This window comes from Mesorhizobium sp. IMUNJ 23033 (genome assembly GCF_044778005.1).
In the GTDB taxonomy this organism is placed as follows: Bacteria; Pseudomonadota; Alphaproteobacteria; order Rhizobiales; family Rhizobiaceae; genus Mesorhizobium; species Mesorhizobium amorphae_A.
On the sequence record NZ_JBJACT010000008.1, the window covers coordinates 1 to 18,346 of the forward strand.

The 18,346-nt window shown below is 64.2% G+C and carries 18 protein-coding genes; 12 read left to right on the forward strand and 6 right to left on the reverse strand.

All coding sequences use genetic code 11. The features are described from left to right. Positions 1-166: 166 nt before the first annotated feature. From ACFX5Q_RS11955 to ACFX5Q_RS11975, 5 genes are all read left to right on the forward strand, one after another. On the forward strand, positions 167-1,717 hold the full coding sequence (locus ACFX5Q_RS11955; protein ID WP_404277967.1) for a sugar ABC transporter ATP-binding protein: 1,551 nt from the start codon (positions 167-169) through the stop codon (positions 1,715-1,717). Further along, a complete protein-coding gene (locus ACFX5Q_RS11960) occupies positions 1,714-2,700 on the forward strand; it encodes an ABC transporter permease (protein WP_404277969.1) in 987 nt (328 codons plus the stop codon). Before ACFX5Q_RS11955 ends, ACFX5Q_RS11960 begins: the two co-directional genes overlap by 4 nt. 268 nt (positions 2,701-2,968) lie before the next feature. Next, complete coding sequence (locus tag ACFX5Q_RS11965; RefSeq protein ID WP_404277971.1) at positions 2,969-3,949, forward strand: ABC transporter permease; 981 nt, start codon at positions 2,969-2,971, stop codon at positions 3,947-3,949. Between the two features lie 198 nt (positions 3,950-4,147). Beyond that, positions 4,148-4,990, forward strand: a complete 843-nt coding sequence (locus ACFX5Q_RS11970; RefSeq protein ID WP_404277973.1) for a DMT family transporter — start codon at positions 4,148-4,150, stop codon at positions 4,988-4,990. A 153-nt stretch (positions 4,991-5,143) separates the two neighbouring features. After that, on the forward strand, positions 5,144-5,995 hold the full coding sequence (locus tag ACFX5Q_RS11975) for a hypothetical protein (RefSeq protein ID WP_404277975.1): 852 nt from the start codon (positions 5,144-5,146) through the stop codon (positions 5,993-5,995). Between the two features lie 20 nt (positions 5,996-6,015). On the opposite strand, the gene ACFX5Q_RS11980 is transcribed toward ACFX5Q_RS11975, so the two are convergent. The 4 genes from ACFX5Q_RS11980 to ACFX5Q_RS11995 form a co-directional block, all read right to left on the reverse strand. Beyond that, positions 6,016-7,164: an amidohydrolase gene (locus ACFX5Q_RS11980; RefSeq protein ID WP_404277976.1), complete on the reverse strand. Its 1,149-nt coding sequence runs from the start codon at positions 7,162-7,164 to the stop codon at positions 6,016-6,018. A gap of 196 nt (positions 7,165-7,360) precedes the next feature. Continuing rightward, positions 7,361-8,332, reverse strand: coding sequence for a hypothetical protein (locus tag ACFX5Q_RS11985; protein ID WP_404277978.1), 972 nt, complete (start codon positions 8,330-8,332; stop codon positions 7,361-7,363). A gap of 105 nt (positions 8,333-8,437) precedes the next feature. Continuing rightward, on the reverse strand, positions 8,438-9,940 hold the full coding sequence (locus ACFX5Q_RS11990) for a helicase HerA domain-containing protein (RefSeq protein ID WP_404277980.1): 1,503 nt from the start codon (positions 9,938-9,940) through the stop codon (positions 8,438-8,440). Positions 9,941-10,105: 165 nt separating this feature from the next. Continuing rightward, complete coding sequence (locus tag ACFX5Q_RS11995) at positions 10,106-10,747, reverse strand: glutathione S-transferase family protein (protein WP_404277982.1); 642 nt, start codon at positions 10,745-10,747, stop codon at positions 10,106-10,108. Between the two features lie 186 nt (positions 10,748-10,933). Between ACFX5Q_RS11995 and ACFX5Q_RS12000 the strand changes: the two genes are divergently transcribed. The 3 genes from ACFX5Q_RS12000 (at position 10,934) to ACFX5Q_RS12010 (ending at position 11,825) form a co-directional block, all read left to right on the forward strand. Beyond that, positions 10,934-11,164, forward strand: a complete 231-nt coding sequence (locus tag ACFX5Q_RS12000) for a hypothetical protein (protein ID WP_404277984.1) — start codon at positions 10,934-10,936, stop codon at positions 11,162-11,164. A gap of 136 nt (positions 11,165-11,300) precedes the next feature. Next, positions 11,301-11,561: a DUF982 domain-containing protein gene (locus tag ACFX5Q_RS12005; RefSeq protein WP_404277986.1), complete on the forward strand. Its 261-nt coding sequence runs from the start codon at positions 11,301-11,303 to the stop codon at positions 11,559-11,561. Between the two features lie 75 nt (positions 11,562-11,636). Beyond that, entirely contained in the window at positions 11,637-11,825 is a 189-nt protein-coding gene (locus tag ACFX5Q_RS12010) for a DUF3606 domain-containing protein (RefSeq protein WP_404277988.1), read from the forward strand. A 33-nt stretch (positions 11,826-11,858) separates the two neighbouring features. Here ACFX5Q_RS12010 and ACFX5Q_RS12015 read toward each other — a convergent pair whose 3' ends face one another. Continuing rightward, the gene (locus ACFX5Q_RS12015; protein ID WP_404277991.1) at positions 11,859-12,344 is read right to left on the reverse strand and encodes a hypothetical protein; all 486 of its coding nucleotides are present in this window, start codon (positions 12,342-12,344) and stop codon (positions 11,859-11,861) included. A 233-nt stretch (positions 12,345-12,577) separates the two neighbouring features. Between ACFX5Q_RS12015 and ACFX5Q_RS12020 the strand changes: the two genes are divergently transcribed. Beyond that, positions 12,578-12,943, forward strand: a complete 366-nt coding sequence (locus ACFX5Q_RS12020; protein WP_404277993.1) for a RidA family protein — start codon at positions 12,578-12,580, stop codon at positions 12,941-12,943. Between the two features lie 31 nt (positions 12,944-12,974). Continuing rightward, positions 12,975-14,210 (forward strand): amidohydrolase/deacetylase family metallohydrolase, encoded by a 1,236-nt coding sequence (locus ACFX5Q_RS12025; protein WP_404277995.1) that lies wholly within the window; start codon positions 12,975-12,977, stop codon positions 14,208-14,210. A 9-nt stretch (positions 14,211-14,219) separates the two neighbouring features. On the opposite strand, the gene ACFX5Q_RS12030 is transcribed toward ACFX5Q_RS12025, so the two are convergent. Beyond that, positions 14,220-16,010, reverse strand: coding sequence for an NAD(P)-binding domain-containing protein (locus tag ACFX5Q_RS12030; RefSeq protein WP_404277997.1), 1,791 nt, complete (start codon positions 16,008-16,010; stop codon positions 14,220-14,222). 486 nt (positions 16,011-16,496) lie between these two features. Between ACFX5Q_RS12030 and ACFX5Q_RS12035 the strand changes: the two genes are divergently transcribed. Together ACFX5Q_RS12035 and kdpA are read left to right on the forward strand one after the other, a co-directional pair. Further along, positions 16,497-16,586, forward strand: a complete 90-nt coding sequence (locus tag ACFX5Q_RS12035) for a K(+)-transporting ATPase subunit F (protein WP_064992041.1) — start codon at positions 16,497-16,499, stop codon at positions 16,584-16,586. Positions 16,587-16,620: 34 nt separating this feature from the next. Beyond that, positions 16,621-18,324: a potassium-transporting ATPase subunit KdpA gene (gene kdpA, locus ACFX5Q_RS12040; RefSeq protein WP_404277999.1), complete on the forward strand. Its 1,704-nt coding sequence runs from the start codon at positions 16,621-16,623 to the stop codon at positions 18,322-18,324. Positions 18,325-18,346 lie beyond the last annotated feature (22 nt).

An 18,346-nucleotide genomic window follows, 5' to 3' on the forward strand; every position in this document is an offset into this window, starting at 1 on the left:
ACGAGGGGGGAGATTGGATGTCGCGACCGCTTCGCCAATTTTCAGCGTTGCAAGACGAGAGCCGGCGCCGCAACTGCCAAACTCCCCCCTCGTGGGGGAGATGTCCGGCAGGACAGAGGGGGGCGCGTAGAGTGCCAGCAAGAGAATTTCTGATGCGGACAGCGATTTGACCACCAACCCGCTCCTTGACGCCACCGGCGTCGCCAAGAATTACGGTGCAGTTGCAGCACTTCGCAACGCTTCGCTGTCGGTGCTGCCGGGCGAGGTCCATGCGCTGATGGGCGCCAACGGCGCCGGCAAGTCGACGCTGGTGAAGATCCTGACCGGCGCTATCCACGCGGACGCTGGCCGCGTACTGATCCGCGGCGAGACGCGCGACATACGCTCGCCCGCCGCCGCGCGCCGCGCCGGCCTGCTTCCCGTCTACCAGGAGCCGTCGCTGATCCTCGATCTCGACGTGCTCTCCAATCTGCGCCTGACCGGCACTCCGGTCGAGCCGTTCCGCGCCTGGGTGCGCGAGCTCGGCATTCCCGACCTCGACCTGCGCGACACCGCACGCGACATCCCGCTCGCCGTTTTGCGCGTGCTCGACCTGGCGCGCGCGCTGGCCGTCGAGCCCGACGTGCTGCTGCTCGACGAGATGACGGCGGCGCTGCCCGCGAACCTCGCCGAAAAAGTGCTGGAGGTGGTGCGCCGGCAGGGCGACAGCGGCCGCTCGGTGATCTTCATTTCGCACCGCTTCGTCGAGATCTCGGCGCTGTGCGACCGCGCCACCGTGCTGCGTGACGGCGAGACTGTCGGCGTCGTCGACATCGTGCCCGGCGTCGAGGAAAAGATCGTCGAACTGATGCTCGGCGCCAGGATCGTCAAGACCCAAATGGCCGCGCGCCAGGCGAGCCAAGTCGCATCGCCGGCCGCAAGCCGCCCGCGCCTTGGCGTGCGCAATCTGCGCGTCGGTTCCAAGCTCAACGACGTCTCCTTCGACCTCGCCAATGGCGAAGTCGTGGGCGTCGTTGCGCTCGAGGGCCAGGGCCAGGATGAACTCTTTGCCGCCCTTGCCGGCTCCATCCGCCCCTCGGGCGGTACGATCGAAGTGGACGGCCAGGGCGTAAAATTCACCCACCCGAGCGACGCCATTCGCGCCGGCATCGCCTATGTGCCGGGCGACCGCACCGAGGCGCTCGCCATGCAGCGCTCGGTGCACGAGAACATCGCGCTGCCCTTCAGCGCGGCACTGCGCAAGTGGGGACCGATCCGGGTGCACAAGGAGCGTACGGTGGTCGCCAGCGCCATCGCCCGCCTGCAGATCGACACCCGCGCGCAAGGCGAGGTGCAGCGGCTCTCGGGCGGCAACCAGCAGAAGGTAACGATCGCCCGCTGGATCGCCGCCAACGCCCGCACCATCCTGTGCTTCGACCCGACGCGCGGCATCGACGTCGGCACCAAGCAGGAGATCTACAAATTGCTGCGCGAGCTCGCCGGCCTGGACAAGTCGGTGCTGTTCTATACCTCCGAACTGGAAGAGGTGCAGCGTGTCTGCGACCGCGTCATCGTCATCTTCGGCGGGCATGTCGTCGACATCTTCCCCGTCGAACTCGCCGACGAGCCGGCGCTGATGCGTGCCGCCTACGGCCTGCCGCGCGGCGTCACCGCCGATGTCGGCATCCTGGCCGACCCGACGTCGAAACCGCCGCAGACCCCGGAGGCGGCCCCTTGACCCGCTTCTTCCGCAACCAGGGCTGGGTCGCCGGCCTGTTCACCCTCTTCGTGCTGCTGTTCGTGCTCACCAAGCTGATCCAGCCGGGCTATGGCAGCGGCGATTTCGGCTCGCTGGTGCGCGCCGTGCTGCCCTACGCCTTTGCGGTGGCCGCCCAGACCGTCGTCGTCATCGCCGGCGGCATCGACCTCTCGGTCGCCGCCATGATGGCGCTGACCAGCGTCACCGCCGCCTCGATGATGAACGGCGCCAGCGAGGAATACGCACTGTTCGTGGTGCCCTTCGTGCTGGCCATGGGGCTGGTGCTCGGCGCGCTCAACGGCATCCTGATCGTCGTCACCCGCGTGCCCGACATCGTCGTCACCTTGGCCACTTTGTTCGTGCTGCAGGGCGCGGCGCTGCTGGTGCTCGGCGCGCCGGGTGGTGCTGCCGCCGAATGGCTGAAGGCCAGTATCGTCGGCACGCTGCCGATCCCCAGCCTGCCCGACAGCATTGACGCCTGGGTGCCGAAGGCGCTGGTGCTGCTGGTCGTCTGCCTCTGCATCATCTGGATACCGCTAAGGCGCTCAAAGCTCGGCCTCTCCATCTACGCCATCGGCTCGAGCGAGCTGGCCGCCTTCCGCAGCGGCGTGCCGGTCGCGCGCACCCGCATCATCGCCTACGCGCTGTCGGGCCTGTTCGCCGCCATGGGCGGGCTGGCACTGACCATGAGCACCGGCATCGGCGCGCCCATCCCCGGCCCCTATCTGCTGGCCAGCGTCGCCGCGGTGGTGCTCGGCGGCGTCGCACTTGGCGGCGGCAAGGGCGGCCTGCTCGGCCCGATCGTCGCCGTCTTCGTGCTGCGGCTGGTGCGCACCGATCTGACGCTGCTCGCCATCGACCCCAATGTCACCGCCATCATCGAGGGCGCCATCATGGTCGCCGTGGTGATGTTCGGCGCCTTCATCACGATAAGAGGCCGCCCGGCAGGAGCAATGCCATGACGCTGGCGTATCGGCATGAAGTAGGGCGTAGCGATCCTTCGCGCCCCCCTCTGTCCTGCCGGACATCTCCCCCACGAGGGGGGAGATTGTATGTCGCCACGGCCTTCGCCAATCTCCGAAGGTGCAAGAAGGGCGCCGAGGGTGAAGCCGCCAATCTCCCCCCTCGTGGGGGAGATGTCCGGCAGGACAGAGGGGGGCGCCGTAGAGCACCATCCTCACGAAACGCCACCAACATCAGGCGAAACCAGTCGCCACCACGAGCCGCCCCATGAGCGCCACCGCGATCACCCCCGTCCCCTTCGGCCGCCGCGTAAAACGCTTCATGGCCGACCGGCCGCTCGTTCCCCTGATCATCCTGCTCGTCATCCTGGTGGTGATCCTGCAGATCCTGCGGCCCGGCATCGTCAACGAGCGCTGGCTCGCCAACACGGTGAAGTTCGCCATCCCGCTGGCGATCCTCGCCGGCTGCCAGACCATGACCATGCTGACCGGCGGCATCGATCTCTCGGTCGGCACGGTGGCGACGATGAGCGCCTTCATCATGGCGACCCAAATCGTCAGCCAGGACCCGGCGGTGGCCTTCCTGCTGGCGATGATGCCGGCGATACTGATCGGCCTGATCAACGGCATCGGCGTCGGCGTCTTCCGTGTCCATCCGCTGATCATGACGCTCGGCACCAGCCTGATCGGCACCGGCTGCCTGCAGGTCTACCAGCGCACGGTGATCGCTTCCGGCGCCAAGATCCCGGATTTCCTGAACTGGCTGGGCACCGGCCTGACCTACGGCTTCCCCAACGCGCTGCTTTTGTTCGTGCCGCTGGCGGTGCTGATCGTCTTCACGCTGCGCCGCACCGGCTTCGGCCGCCTGCTCTACGCCGTCGGCGACAATGAACGCGCGGCGCGCTTGTCGGGCGTGCGCTACTGGCAGGTCATCACCGCGCTCTACGTCATCTCCAGCCTGCTCGCCGGCATCACCGGCCTGCTCTACATCGGCCTGATCAAGGCGCCGTCCCTGTCGCTCGCCGAACCGCTGGTGCTGCCTTCGGTGGCCGCCGCCGTGATCGGCGGCACCTCGATCTTCGGCGGCCGCGGCGGCTACACCGGCACCATCATCGGTGCGCTGATCCTCACCGTGCTGACGACGCTGCTGACCATCCTGCAGATGCCGGAAGGGGCAAGGCGGATATTGTTTGGGCTGATCGTGCTGTTCGTGACGGCGGCGTATTTGCGGATTGTGGAGGAGCGGTAGGGGAAGCGCTGACGCGGCATTCAGCGGGGTTCTTCTTCCGGCCTCACGATTTTCAGAACCGGATGTATCCAAACACGGGGATATTGCGGGCACGTCCTTGGGCACCGTTCACTGAAGGGAGGGGTCATGACATGCAGGCAATGCCGATAGCACATCACACGGAGCAAGCTGCCGCTGGCCCCATGTCCTCTATGACCGGTGGCCAAATGGGTTGCGCCTGAAATGCCGCCCTGGGGCCTCTGCTTCTGGCGGTTGGCCCTGGCCTGCGCCATCCTGCTACCGATCGTGCACCGTCATCACGACGCGATGATAGGGCTTGTACGATCCCGGGCGGTGGAGATCGTCGCCGTCGGAGCGATCGGCCTCACGCTGTGCCAGGGCATGATCTACCACGGCCTCAGTGACACCGACGCAACCACGGCCGGCATCATCATGGCGCTGTCCCCTGTCATGACGATGGTGCTCGCGCGTTTTGTTCTTGGCGAGCCGCTCGGGCTTTGGAAGTCGCTTGGCGCGCTGCTCGCTTTGGCCGGGATGATGGTCATCGTCGCGCACGGGAACCTGACGGCGCTCCTTCAACTCCGGTTCAATCCCGGCGAGTTGTGGATTGTCGGCAGCGCCTTCTGCTGGGGTCTGTACACCGTGCTTTTGCGCCGTTCCAAATTCGGCCTCGAACTCCTGCCCCTGGTCGTGCTCCTGCTCGGAGCCGGCGCGCTGGTCGCTTTGCCTTTCCACCTGTGGGAACTGTTCAACGACGAACGCTCCGCCATGAACATCAATGGCTTGCTCGCGCTCGCCTATCTGGCAGGCCCGGGCGGCGCCTTGATGTACTACCTCTACAACCGAAGCGTGGAAACGCTTGGCGCGAGCAGGGTCAGCATGCTGCTCTATCTGCAAACGATGTTCGTCGCCATACTCGCCTATCTGTTGCTTGGAGAGAGCTTGCACGATTACGATCTGATTGGCGCTGCCTTTATCGTTGCGGGAATCGTGCTCGCCACTGTGCTCAAACCTAAGACGAGTCACGCCCGCATCTCGTAAAAATCTACCGAGTGACAGGGCGAGGAATTGGCCGTTCTGGAATGCCCGCTCCAACTGCCCCCAAGCGGACTCACTTCTTCTTAACCCTTGCCGCTGAGTTGTGTCCGGGGGCCTCTGGAGGATAGCAATTATTCTGCTGAGGGGCTTTTCATCATGACAACCCGCTTGGGTCTGCTGGCAATCTCTTGCTTGATCGTCGCAGGTTTATTTCTGCCCTTGGTTGCTACCGTATCGCATGCCGCAAAGCAGCAGACGCCCGAAGAATGGCCGATGAATTTCGCTCTGGTTAGGAACGGCGATTGCAAAGTAAGTTGCGTCCAATGGATATCTGCCGAAGGCACGATAACAGCTGACACAGCTACGCAATTTAAGAAGTTTCTGAGGCGCCTGAAGGGCCAAAGACTTCCTGTCGTGTTTCAGTCTCGCGGCGGGTACGTGGACTCCGCGCTCGCGATTGGACGTATGATCCGGGCCGCTGGCCTCGAAACCGCGGTGGGCAGGACGCAGTTGAACGGCTGCCCGATGCTGGTGCCGCGCTGTCCGGAAAAGATCGTCAAGAACGGCTGGTCGGAAGGCGAAGTTCACGCAGGCGGGGCGTACTGTTTCTCGGCTTGCCCCTTCGCGTTGGCTGGGGGGTCAGGTCCGCGCCGCGGCTGTCGGTGCCAGGATCGCCTCCATCAAATAACGGACGGCAGGAAAAGAGCGCCTGCACCGACGGGGCACAGAAACCTCGATGAAATTTCGACGAGGCCCGATCCGGCCCTGAAGCGGATGCTTTCCGACTATTTCGACGAAATGGGCGTCCGCAGCGGCGATGTGTTTGCCATGATGGGCCTGGCAACGCCGGAGGGCCTCTATAACGTCTGGAGCGAAGCGCTCAAATCAGGCATCATTACGAAAGTCTTCTCATACTCGGACGAACCGGGCTACGTCATTGGTGGAACCGATGACGAACCGGGCGACGTCATCAATATCCCGCCTGGGATCGAGCATTTGCTCAAATAGGCGGCCAGCCCGGGAGCCAATCAACCCAGAAGGTTGCGCGCCGTGCGCATGAATATTCTGGATCCGATCGGGATCAAATCGTCTGGAAAGTCATAGTCGGGATTGTGCAGCGCCGGGTAGCGCTCGCCGGCACCGAGGAAGAACATCGCCGACTTGGCCTTGTGGCCAAAGATGCCAAAATCTTCCGAGGCGCGCATCGGCAGGGCTTCCTCTGTGCGTGGCACGCCTTCTTCGTCCAGCGCGCGCTGCAGATGGTTCACGGCATCCGGCGCGTTGACGCTAGCAACGAAGATCTCGTGGTAGTCATAGCGGGCCGAAAGGCGATGCTCTCCCGCGATCCTTGTGGCCAGCGCTTGCGCGGCGGCGCACAGGTCCGCCATGCGCTCGTCGCGCCTTGTGCGCAGCGTCGCCCACACTTCTGCATGTCCCGGCGCAATGCCGAACACGGCTTCGCCCATCAGGGCATGGGTGACGGTCACCATGCTGAAGTCGTCGTCGGCAAAGGTTCCGTGCCCGAGCGCAGGCAGCGCCGGCATCAGCTGGCTCACCGCCAGCATTGGCGAGACGCCCGTTTCGGGCATCGACGAATGCGCGGTCTTGCCCTCCAGCACGATCCGCATGCCGCGTGAGGCACAGTTGACCACGCCGGGTTTGATGCGCACCTCGCCGAACGGCACGCCGGGCAGATTGTGCAGCGAGAAGGCGAAATCCGGCGCGATCTCGGAAAAGCGCGGATCGGCGACGACGCCGGCGGCGCCATTGCCGGTTTCTTCGGCCGGCTGGAACATCAGCACGACGCGGCCGCGGGCAGGTCTTTCGCGCCCGAACTGGCGGCCAAGTGCGGCGAGGATCGCGGTATGTCCGTCATGGCCGCACATATGCGACTTTCCCGGCACCAGCGATGCATGAGAAACGCCTGAAAGCTCGTAGATCGGCAGCGCATCGAGTTCCGACCGGAACAGGACCGTCGGTCCGGCCTTGCCGCTTTCGTAGACCGCCGCCACACCGTGGCCGCCCAATCCGGTCAGCACCTTGTCCGGCTCCGTGTCGGCGAGGAAGTCGACAACCTCGCTCGCGGTCTTCTCTTCCTCGTTCGAGATTTCCGGATGCTGGTGCAGCTTGCGGCGCCATGCCGTCAGCTCGACAATGTCTCGATTGGTCAGGGTCATGTTTTCCTGCTCCGCTTGGCACAATTCCAGGAAAAACGCGTAACGGTTTTCCGTCCGGAATTGCGTAAAACAAATACTCTAGCGCTGCCGTCTCCATAGCACGCCCAACTGGAGCACGATGCCATCACCTGCAATTTCGAACCAGGAGGACAGCGCCATCCGCCTGTCGGCTATGCCGGCAGGCAAGCACGAAAAATCACAGCCCCTTGCAGATCGGCACCGGCTGCGGCGGCGGTGCTGGATGATCCTTCCTGTACTGGGCGATGATCGGCTCGAGCGTTTTCCGCGGCCAGAATTTCGGCGTACCGATCTCCTTCAGGCAGGATGCATTCCAATAGGCGCCTGCTTTCGCGACGGCGGCGATGTCGCGCGATTCTGGATAGATGTAGAGCGTCGTCGGGTTGTTCTTCACCATCGCGATCATCTGCCGGGCATCCGCCGACGACCAGCTGGTGCAGCCATTGCTGCGCCCGCCGGCGTAATCCACCAGCTTGCCGAACGGCACGTAGCCGTCATGGTCGGCGTAGGAGCTTTTCGGGCTTTTGCGAAGGCACATTCCCCTCAGCACCTGCGCCGCGTGCCCGCCGATCACCCGCTGCCTGGCGTTGGCGGCTTCGCCTTCGCCGTCGAACTGTATGAAGGTGCGCAACAGCACCGTGTCCTGTTTCGCGCCGACGCGGTAATAGCCCTTGAACGAGGTTTTCGCCTCGCCGGTCATATAGGCGCCGCCGGTCGTCAGTGACGAATCCAACGCATTGCCGAAGTTTTTCGCGCAGCGTCTTCCGTTGGAGAAATCGACGACGCCTTTCAAATTGCGGCCGCTGCCGTGACCCGACGAAATCGCACGAAACGACTGCTCGGCCTCGCAGATGACGTAGTATCGACGCCCCAGCACGCCATTGCCCATATCGCCAGGGCGCGTCGCGTCCATGGCGAAGTAGCAGGGGTTTTTGACGGCGCCCTGGCCCACTTTCTTCAGGTAGAGCGCGCGGGCCCGCTCCAGCACCACTTGCGCGACTTGCCCGTCGCCGGCGCCGACATGGGCCTGCAGCCAGCCGGGGATATCGGATCGTGCGGCGAAAGACCGGGCCGACGCCGTCAAGGCGATGACGGCGACGAGGAGGCCGAGGATACTGACGACACCCAGCGGAACAGATCTCAACCGCACCGGATCAATTCTCCTGCCAAAACCGTTCTGCGAATCATCGCTGCGTTAGCATAAAAGGCCTCGCGCCAATCGGCGAAACACTTCTGGTTTAGCGCGCGTCATCGATCACAGCGCCAGGCTCCCCTGCTCCGCCTCCTCGGCGTTGGGGTCGCCCGGGGCCGTTGCCCAGGCGAGTTCGACCAGCGTCACCGTGCGCCGGCCGGTGCCGTCGAGCTGGCACACGATGAGGCCCTGCTCCTCGATGTAGGTCAGCAAACGCCGGGCGCGGCGCAGCGAGTGCGAGCCATAGGCGCGGGCGATCGCGGCGTCGCTGGGACAAGGCCAGCCCTCCTTCGCCGCACGGGCGATCATCATGAACACGCCCTGCATATCCTCGGGCAGCAGCGAGGCGCGCACCGAGACGTCCTGCCAGGCGTCATCCTGCGCCACATCCGAGCCAAGGCCGGCGCGGGCGCGTGTCAGCATGCGGCGGAACGCCGGAAGATCGGGCACGACCGAGGCAAGGCCCTCAATGCGGCAGCGGACGACGAACTCCTGATAGAGCACGCCGATCACGCGAAAACCCGCATCAGGCTCCGCCAGCACGGCACGCAGAACCCGGTCCACCCGCTCGCGGCGCTCCGCCAGATCCTCGGCGCTGATCGGCGCCTCCGCCGGTTCGGGACGGATGTCCAGCGCCGCCGACTTCGCCGCCATCAATTGATCGAGTAGGTCCGGCGACGCCGCCCGCCGCTGCGGCCGCACAGGCTCGGGCGGCGGGGCGGCCAGAATGATCGCGCGGGCGTCCTCGAGGGCTGCCTCCGGCAGCGGCATCAGCCGCGGCGTGCCATTGCGCGGATTTGTATCGGTCGGGCCGATGCGCAAGCCCAGCGGCCGGCGCGACAGCGCCGGGCCGAGCGCCATGAACTGCCCGCGCTCCAGGTCGCGAAACGCCTCCGCCTGGCGCCGCTCCATGCCCAGAAGATCGGCCGCGCGCGCCATGTCGATATCGAGGAAAGTCCGGCCCATGAGGAAATTGGAAGCCTCGGCCGCGACGTTCTTGGCGAGCTTGGCCAGCCGCTGGGTGGCGATGATCCCGGCCAGCCCGCGCTTGCGGCCGCGGCACATCAGGTTGGTCATGGCGCCGAGCGAGAGTTTTCGCGCCTCGTCCGATACCTCGCCGGCGACGGCCGGCGCGAACAGCTGCGCCTCGTCCACCACCACCAGCATCGGGTACCAATGGTCGCGAGCGACCTCGAACAGCCCGCCGAGGAAGGCGGCGGCGCGCCGCATCTGGTTCTCGGCGTCGAGCCCTTCGAGATTGAGCACCGTGGAGACGCGATGGATGCGCGCCCGCTCGCCGGCGCTCTGCAGGCCGCGCTCGGTATGCTCCTCGGCATCGATCACCAGATGGCCGAAACGCTCGCCCAACGAGACGAAATCGCCTTCGGGGTCGATGATGGTCTGCTGCACCCAGGGCGCGCTCTGTTCGAGCAGCCGGCGCAACAGATGCGACTTGCCGGAGCCCGAATTGCCCTGCACCAGCAGGCGGGTCGCCAGCAGCTCCTCAAGGTCGAGGGCCGCCGGCGCGCCCGCAATCGTGTGTCCCATCTCGATCGCAACGGTCATGTCGACTCAAGGCTCTCCTTCGCAGACGGGCTTATCAACCGCATGGCAGCCCGTCGAGCGCGCAGAGCCGGCCGCTCCGTGTTGCGCACAAGCTGGGCGATCGCCATCAGCCTAGATGGGCAGCAAACCCCAGATGCCGGCCTGCCTGGCCTCTTCGACACCGCCTCACGCAGGCTTGACCGGCGCCAATGGCGGCGCATCCAGCCCCTTGAAGGGGTCGCACCAGGCGTCGATGTCTTCGAGCTGGCCATACCAGCTGAGGACGGAAGGATAATCATCGAGGGGCAACCCGGCGGCATCGTTGAAGGGCAGGAACGTGGCCATGCGGAAATCGGCATAGGAAACGGAATTTCCGACCAGCCATTGCCGCCGGGAGAGCTCCGCCTCGAGGATCGCAGCCGCCTTGCGGAACTCTGCCAGCCCCTCCTCGATCTTTTCCGGATCGATCGGGCCAAGCCCATAGCGCTGCTTGGTGCCGCGCTCGAAATGCACGGTGTCGCAGGCCCACACAAAATTCTCCTTGCCCCAGCTCAGCCAGCGGATCATGTCGGGTTCGTCATCGCCGCTGCGCCAGAAATCCGAATTCGCGTCGCGCGAAAGCCGGCAGGCAATGGCGTCGGCCTCCCAGAGGCTGTCTCTCGAACCTGCCAATATGGGCAAGGTAAGATTGGGGTTGAGCGGCAGAAATCGCTCGGCCTGCCCGGGCGCCATGGGTGCGGCGAATTCAAACTCGACCTTCGCCTCGAGGGCGCGCGCGACCGCCACCGCGAGGCGAGGATTTGGATTGCGGCTGAAGAACAGTTTCATCTCGAATGACGGTCCTGGATGGGGTATCGGCTCGACCTTATCACACGCAGAATTGCGCCTGCCTTCCTCTCTTGTTCGGCCAGCCGACAACGCGCCTTGCCAACTGGTCGGACCACCATTTCGCTGGCGGAAATTGCCGTTCGGCGTATCATCCTTTTCGGGAGGGTTCATGGCAGGAGGTGGCCAATGAACGTCGTGCTGAACGTGCCTGTCATCGACATGACGGCGCAAGAACTTGTTTCTTCTGCGCTTTCAAGATTCCGCGCCGGCGACACCATTTCGACCAGGGCGGCGATCGAGGCGATCCGCCGGATCAGCCCGGCCTGCGAGGACAGCGACGACGATCTCGTCGAACTCATCGTGATGGCGGCAATTGGTAAGACCATGGGGGTGGTGTTCGATCACCGGACCCACTGAGCAATTCCGGGAAAAGTGCGAAGCGGTTTTCCGTCCGGAATGCGTCAAAGCATATGGGGGGAGCCGCAGTTTCGACTGCATGGGAACGAATAGCCTGTTGCGCCGTTCGATTCGTTGGAATCGAGGAGTGGCGTCAATGCGTGATGAACAATTCGACGTTCCCGTGACCATCGAAACTGAACGAACAGGTCGGTTCCTGACCGTAACCGGCACGGTCCAGGCCGCCTCGCTGCTGGTCGACAAATGGCCGCAGGCAAAGCGCGGCCCGAAATACCGCTCGGCCTTGAAAGCGATGATGGATGCGATGGAGCAGCGGCGGGCGGTTGGCACCGCGCGGCGGGCATTCACCGCCGCCGCCAGGGAGGCGCATGTCTTCGTCGGCGAAGGCCGACACTAGCCTGGCTCGGATTGCGCCTGGGAACTCCTGGAAATCTTGCTCGTTATGCTCTTGGTTGAAACGAGGGACGCAGTCATGGCCGATGACAAGACCAAGACCGACAACCGCGACCGCTCGCAAGTGGCCCGCGACGAGGACTACGAGGTCCGGCATTTCGCCGAGGAGGCGGGCATCACGCCGGAGCAGGCCCGGACACTCATCAAACGGCATGGCACCGATCGCAAGGTGCTGCACGAAATAGCCGAGAGCATCAAGGGATCGTAGAAACGTCCTAGGGCCCGATCGGCGGCGACGCTGCTAGCTGCCTAACGGATGCGGCATATAGCCGACAAATCCCGCTATCTTCCAGCGGCCGCTGACTTTCGTGCAGAAATAGAGGGTCTGCCATTTCAACCGGTCGACGCTGCCGTCGGCCTTGGCGACGGAACCGTTGAACTTCTTGTGCAGCACCGCACGGTCGCCGTCGACATCGATGTCGCGCATGTTGGTGACCCGAAACAGCGCCTCGCGCAGCGGCTCGGCAAATGCCGTCGCAGCGGTCTCCCTGGCTTGGCGCAGCCATTCGTCGCGATAGGCAGCAAGCGTCGGGAACTGCAGGCGCCAGGCGTCGGCATCGCTAAGAAAATGCGCGTGCATGCCGAAGAAGCTTTCGGCAACAAAGTCGTCCTCGACCATCGACCAGTCCTGTCCGAGAAACGCGTCGATGTCGCGCCGCACCAGCATCTCCCACAGCGCGTTGCGATCGGCGTCGCCGGCCGGAAACGGGTTCTTGTCGAGAGTCATTTTCTTTCTCCTGGCTGGAAACGCGCCGGCAGGCACCGACCCCGCTTCGCCAAGGGTGATCGCATTCGGCAGTGGCGGGCGCAAGATGCTGGGCCGCCTGCAGAAAAGCAACATCGGTTTTCGAAAATGTTGCTTTCCAACTGGGCCTCTATGAGGATCGCGCCGATAGGCGTAGAGGGTCGGCAACGGCGCGACCACGAACGGTCCTGCTAGGTCTGAACAGGAGTTTTTTCTTGCCCAAGCAGTGTTTTGGAACATCCCATGTGCCGCTCTCGCCCGCCGTGCGGGCCGGTGACTTTGTCTATGTCTCAGGCCAGGTGCCGGTCGGCAGCGATGGCGTGGTGGTCACGGGCGGCATCACCGAACAGACCGAGCAGGTGCTTTCGAACATCAGGTCGGCACTGGCGCTGGCCGGCTGCACCATGGACGACGTCGTCAAGACCACGGTCTGGCTCGAGGATGCGCGCGATTTCAGCGCCTTCAACACCGTCTATGCCCGGCATTTTCCGAAGGATCCGCCGGCCCGCACCACGGTCGAATCGCGGCTGATGATCGACATCAAGATCGAGGTCGAAGCCGTCGCCTACCGGCCGCTCTGACCGGACAGTGCAACGCAACGGAGGCTGGCCGATGCAATTCGATCTCCTGGTAAAAGGCGGCCGCCTCATCGATCCGGCCTCAGGCCTCGACGCGTCGCGCGATCTCGCCATCGCCGACGGCAGGATCGCGGCGATCGATGCAGCCATCGATGCCGAACATGCCACTCGAATCATCGATGCCAGGGATTGTATCGTCACCCCCGGCCTCATCGACCTGCATAGCCATGTCTATTGGGGCGGCACCTCGCTCGGCGTCGACGCCGACCGCCTCGCCGCCAAGAGCGGCACCACCACCTTCGTCGACGCCGGCAGCGCCGGCGCCGGCAATTTTTTGGGCTTTCGCCGCCACGTCATCGAGCGCTCGAAAGTCCGCATCCTCGCCTACGTCAACATCTCCTTCGCCGGCATATTCGGCTTTTCGCAGACGGTTTCCGTCGGCGAATGCAGCGATCTGGGGCTCTGCGAGCCGCGCGAGGTCGTGGCGGCAGTGCGCGAGCACGCAGACGTGGTCGTCGGCGTCAAGGTCCGCTCCGGCCGCCATGCCGGCGGCACCAGCGGCATCGCGCCAGTCGATCTCGCGCTCGAGGCCGCCGACAAATCAGGCATGCCGCTGATGGCGCATATCGACGAGCCCCCACCTGGCCGCTCCGAAGTGCTGCCCCGGCTGCGCAAGGGCGACATCCTCACCCACTGCTTCCGGCCGTTCCCCAACGCGCCGGTCTTTGCCTCGGGCGCGGTGCGCCCCGACATGCGGCTGGCGCGCGAGCGCGGCGTCATCTTCGACATCGGCCACGGCATGGGCTCCTTCGACTTTGAGGTGGCGAGAGCCATGCTCAGGGAGGGGCTGGCGCCCGATGTGATCAGCAGCGACGTGCATCTCTACTGTGTCGACGGTCCCGCCTTCGACATCCTGGTCTGCATGTCGAAATTGCTGGCGCTCGGCATGCCGCTGGTCGAGGTGCTGCGCGCCGCCACACAGCGGCCGGCCGAAGCGATCGCGAGGCCCGATCTCGGCACGCTCAAAGTCGGCGGCATAGGCGACGTCGCTGTGCTCAGGCAGGTACCAGGCCGCTTCACCTTCGTCGACGCCGTCGGCGCCTCGCTGGTCGCCGAGCAGCGGCTGGTCTCGGATGGCATCGTCATCGGCGGCAAATGGTGGCCGAACGAGGCGGCCGGCGATGTCAGTGAGACCGAGCGTTTCGAGGCGCATAGCCACCACACCCATGTCGAGGTTACGGCCAGGCATTTCGGCCACAGCCACGAGTAGCGCTCGGAGTCAGGTGCCGAAGTTACTCGGCGCCCCATAAACCGGCGTTGCAATCCCTTCCATCCGCGCCTTGATCTGCAGCGCCACATATTTCGAATAGAACCGCGACAGCGCCAGATTGCCGCCATGGAACCACAGCGCGTCCTGCGCCGTCGGCTTCCACATGTTGCGCAATTCGCCCTGCCACGGTCCTGGATCGCCTTTCACGCCGGAACCCAGCCCCCAGCATGGACCGACCTTATCGGCAACCTCGCGCGAGACGATCGCGGCAACTGTCTCGTTCATCGACTGGTAGCCGGTGCACGAGATGATTGCGTCGGCGGCAAGCTCGCTGCCGTCTTCGAAGAGAATGCCGCTCGGCGTCAGCGACTTGATCCCGACACCGCTGCGCACGCCGATCTCGCCATTGATGATCAGCTCGCAGGCGCCGACATCGATGTAGAAGCCCGAGCCGGTGCGATAGGCCTTCATCAACAGCCCGGTCTCGTCCTCGCCGAAATCGATAGCGAAGCCCGTGGCCCGCAAGCGGTCGTAGAACGCAGCATCACGCGTCCTGATGACATCGTAGAGCGCCCGCTGCCCCTTGGGCACCAGCGCGAACGGCGTCGAGGCGACGATCATATCGGCCTTCTCGGTAGAGATGCCGCGCGCCAGCGCCTTCTCGGAAAAGATCTCGAAGCCGACCTCCATCAGCGTATCGGATTTGACCACAGTCGTCGGCGAGCGCTGGACCATGGTCACCTCGGCGCCGCTCTCCCAGAGGTCGACGCTGACATCATGCCCCGAACTTGCCGCACCTATGACCGCAACACGTCTGCCACGGAATTTCTCGCCGCTGGAATATTGGCTGGAATGCAGCAGTTCGCCTCGGAAGGTCTCGGCGCCCGGCAGCGCGATCTGCCGGGGCGGACCGTAGGCGCCGGTGGCGAAGACGATATGCTTCGGCTTCAGCGTGATGTGCTGGCCGACCCGATCGACCACGACCGTCCAGACCTTCTCGGCTTCGTCATAGCTGGCGCTGACGCATTTGGTGGCGACCCAGTAATTGAGCTCCATGACCCGCGTATACATCTCCAGCCAGTCGCCCATCTTGTCCTTGGGCGTGAACACCGGCCAGTTCTCCGGGAAAGGAATGTAGGGGAGATGGTCGTACCAGACCGGGTCGTGCAGCACGAGCGAGCGGTAGCGGTTGCGCCAGGAATCGCCGGGGCGCGCGTTCCTCTCGATGATGAGGGAGGGCACGCCGAGTTGCCTCAGCCGCGCGCCCAGCATGATGCCGCCCTGGCCGCCGCCGATGACCAGGCAATAGGGCTGCTCGCGCACGCCGAGGTCGCGCGCCTCGCGCGCCCTCGCCTCCGCCCAGGTCTCGCGACCGGGATCGGCCTTGTGGCGGATGCCGAGCGGCCGCGCCGGACCCTTCTGCTCCTCGAAGCCCTTCAACTCGCTCATCGCGGTGAACAGCGTCCGGCAGCGGCCGTCCTGCAGCCGCACAATGCCCTCGCCTCGCGCCACGTCCGTTTCGAAGCTGAACCAGGCCTCGACAATGCCCTCGTCCGCGCTCGTCTCACCGGACAGGTGCCAGTGAGACGGCTTCGCGGTCGCCAGCGTCGCCTCCAGCATCTCGCGGATCGCCGCCCGGCCTTCCATGGTCTTGATGTTCCAGGTGAAGGTCAAAAGATCGCGCCAGTAGCAATCCTCGACGAAGAGGTTGGTCACGGCGTCGACATCGCCCGCTTCGAGTGCCCGGCCGAAGGAGCCGAGCCAGGTGGCTGCCTGCTGCGATGGTGCGATGTCGAGCATCTGTCTTCCTTCGTCAGTTCCCGATGCGCCGACAGGATGCTCGGTCGCCGCGTCGTCGCAAGGTAGGATAATTGGAGCCGACCTGTCACGCTGCAGCTCTGATCACATTCATGGCCGACCGACAGGACGACAATCCCATGCGGGCCGCGAAGCGGCGCGTGGCGCTTTTCGACACCAGCCCTGAAATCAGGGCACCAAAACGTTTATAGGATTCCTATTTCTTTCCGCCCTGCCCCGTCTCGAACCTTTATGGCGATCGGGTCCATATTCCATCACGAGCAAAACGCCCCGGACGCCGTGACCGTTCAAGGTACGGCGGGCGTTTTCATGGAATTTATGACCTGCCAGGCGCGATCGCCAAGCACAAAACGAAAGCAAGGAACATCACAATGGACGTTGTTGTCATCGGCATAGGGGTTTTGTTCTTCGCCCTTTCCTTCGCCTACATCAAAGCCTGCGACAATCTCTGAGCAGAAGGATCGAAAAATGCTTCTCGACTACATCCTCGGTGGCGGTGTGACCTTGTTCCTCCTCGTCTACCTGACATACGCCCTCGTTCGCCCAGAACGCTTCTGACAGCAACTGGCGCCAGGCACGGAAAGCCACTCTCATGACCCTCATCGGATGGATACAGATCCTTCTCTACTGCGTGATCGTCGTTTTGCTGGTGAAGCCGCTCGGCGGCTACATGTACCGCGTCTTCAACGGCGATCGCACATTTCTCTCGCCCATACTCGGCCCGGTTGAACGCGGCCTCTATCGCATCTCGGGAACCAGCGAGCGCGAAGAGCAGCACTGGACCACTTACGCGGCCGGCATCATGTTCTTCAGCCTGGTCAGTTTCCTGGTGCTGTATGTCATGCAGCGCCTGCAAGGGATCCTGCCCTATAATCCGGCCGGCATGACCGCCGTCGAACCCAACCTTGCCTTCAACACCGCCGTCAGCTTCCCGACCAACACCAACTGGCAGAATTACGGCGGCGAAAGCACGATGTCCTATCTCGTGCAGATGGCCGGGCTGACCGTGCAGAACTTCATGTCGGCCGCCGTCGGCATCGCCATTGCGGTGGCGCTGATCCGCGGCTTTGCCCGCGCCTCGGTCAAATCGATCGGCAATTTCTGGGTCGATATGACCCGCTGCACCCTCTACATCCTTTTGCCGCTCTCTATCGTGCTGACCCTCGTCTATGTCTGGCTCGGCATACCGCAGACGCTCGGCCCCTATGTTGACGCCACAACGCTCGAGGGCGCGAAGCAGACGATCGCGCTCGGCCCGGTCGCCTCGCAGATCGCCATCAAGATGCTCGGCACCAATGGCGGCGGCTTTTTCAACGCCAACGCCGCGCATCCGTTCGAAAACCCCGACGCGATCTCCAACCTGATCCAGATGGTGACGATCTTTGCCCTAGGTGCGGCACTCACCAACGTTTTTGGGCGTATGGTCGGCAACCAGCGTCAGGGCTGGGCGATCCTGGCCGCCATGGGCACTCTCTTCATCGCCGGTGTCGCCGTCTGCTACTGGGCCGAGGCATCAGGCAATCCGCTCGTCCATGCGCTGGGCATCGACGGCGGCAACATGGAAGGCAAGGAGACCCGCTTCGGCATCGCGCTATCGGCGCTGTTTGCGGTCATCACCACGGCCGCATCCTGCGGCGCGGTGAACGCCATGCATGACAGCTTCACTGCCATCGGCGGCCTGATCCCGATCCTCAACATGCAGCTTGGCGAGGTCATCGTCGGCGGCGTCGGCGCCGGCTTCTACGGCATCTTGATGTTCATCGTCATCACCGTATTCGTTGCCGGACTGATGGTCGGGCGCACGCCCGAATATCTCGGCAAGAAGATCGAGGCCAAGGAGGTCAAGATGGCAATGCTGGCCATCCTATGCCTGCCGCTGGCGATGCTGATCTTCACGGCCATCGCGGTGGTGCTGCCCACCGGTGTCGCTTCCATGGCCAATGGCGGCCCGCATGGCTTCTCCGAGGTGCTCTATGCCTACACTTCGGCCGCGGCCAACAATGGCTCGGCCTTTGGCGGCCTCAGCGGCAATACACCCTGGTACAACATCACGCTCGGCATCGGCATGCTGATGGGCCGCTTCCTGGTCATTGTCCCGGCCCTCGCCATCGCCGGCTCGCTGGTGGCGAAGAAGTCGGTCCCGGCCTCCGCCGGCACCTTCCCGACCGACGGTCCGCTGTTCGTCGGCCTGCTGGTCGGCGTCATCCTGATCGTCGCCGGCCTCACCTTCTTCCCGGCGCTGGCGATCGGACCGATCGTCGAGCATTTGGCGATGATCCACGGGCAGACTTTCTGATACGGCCCACCTTGGATAAAAA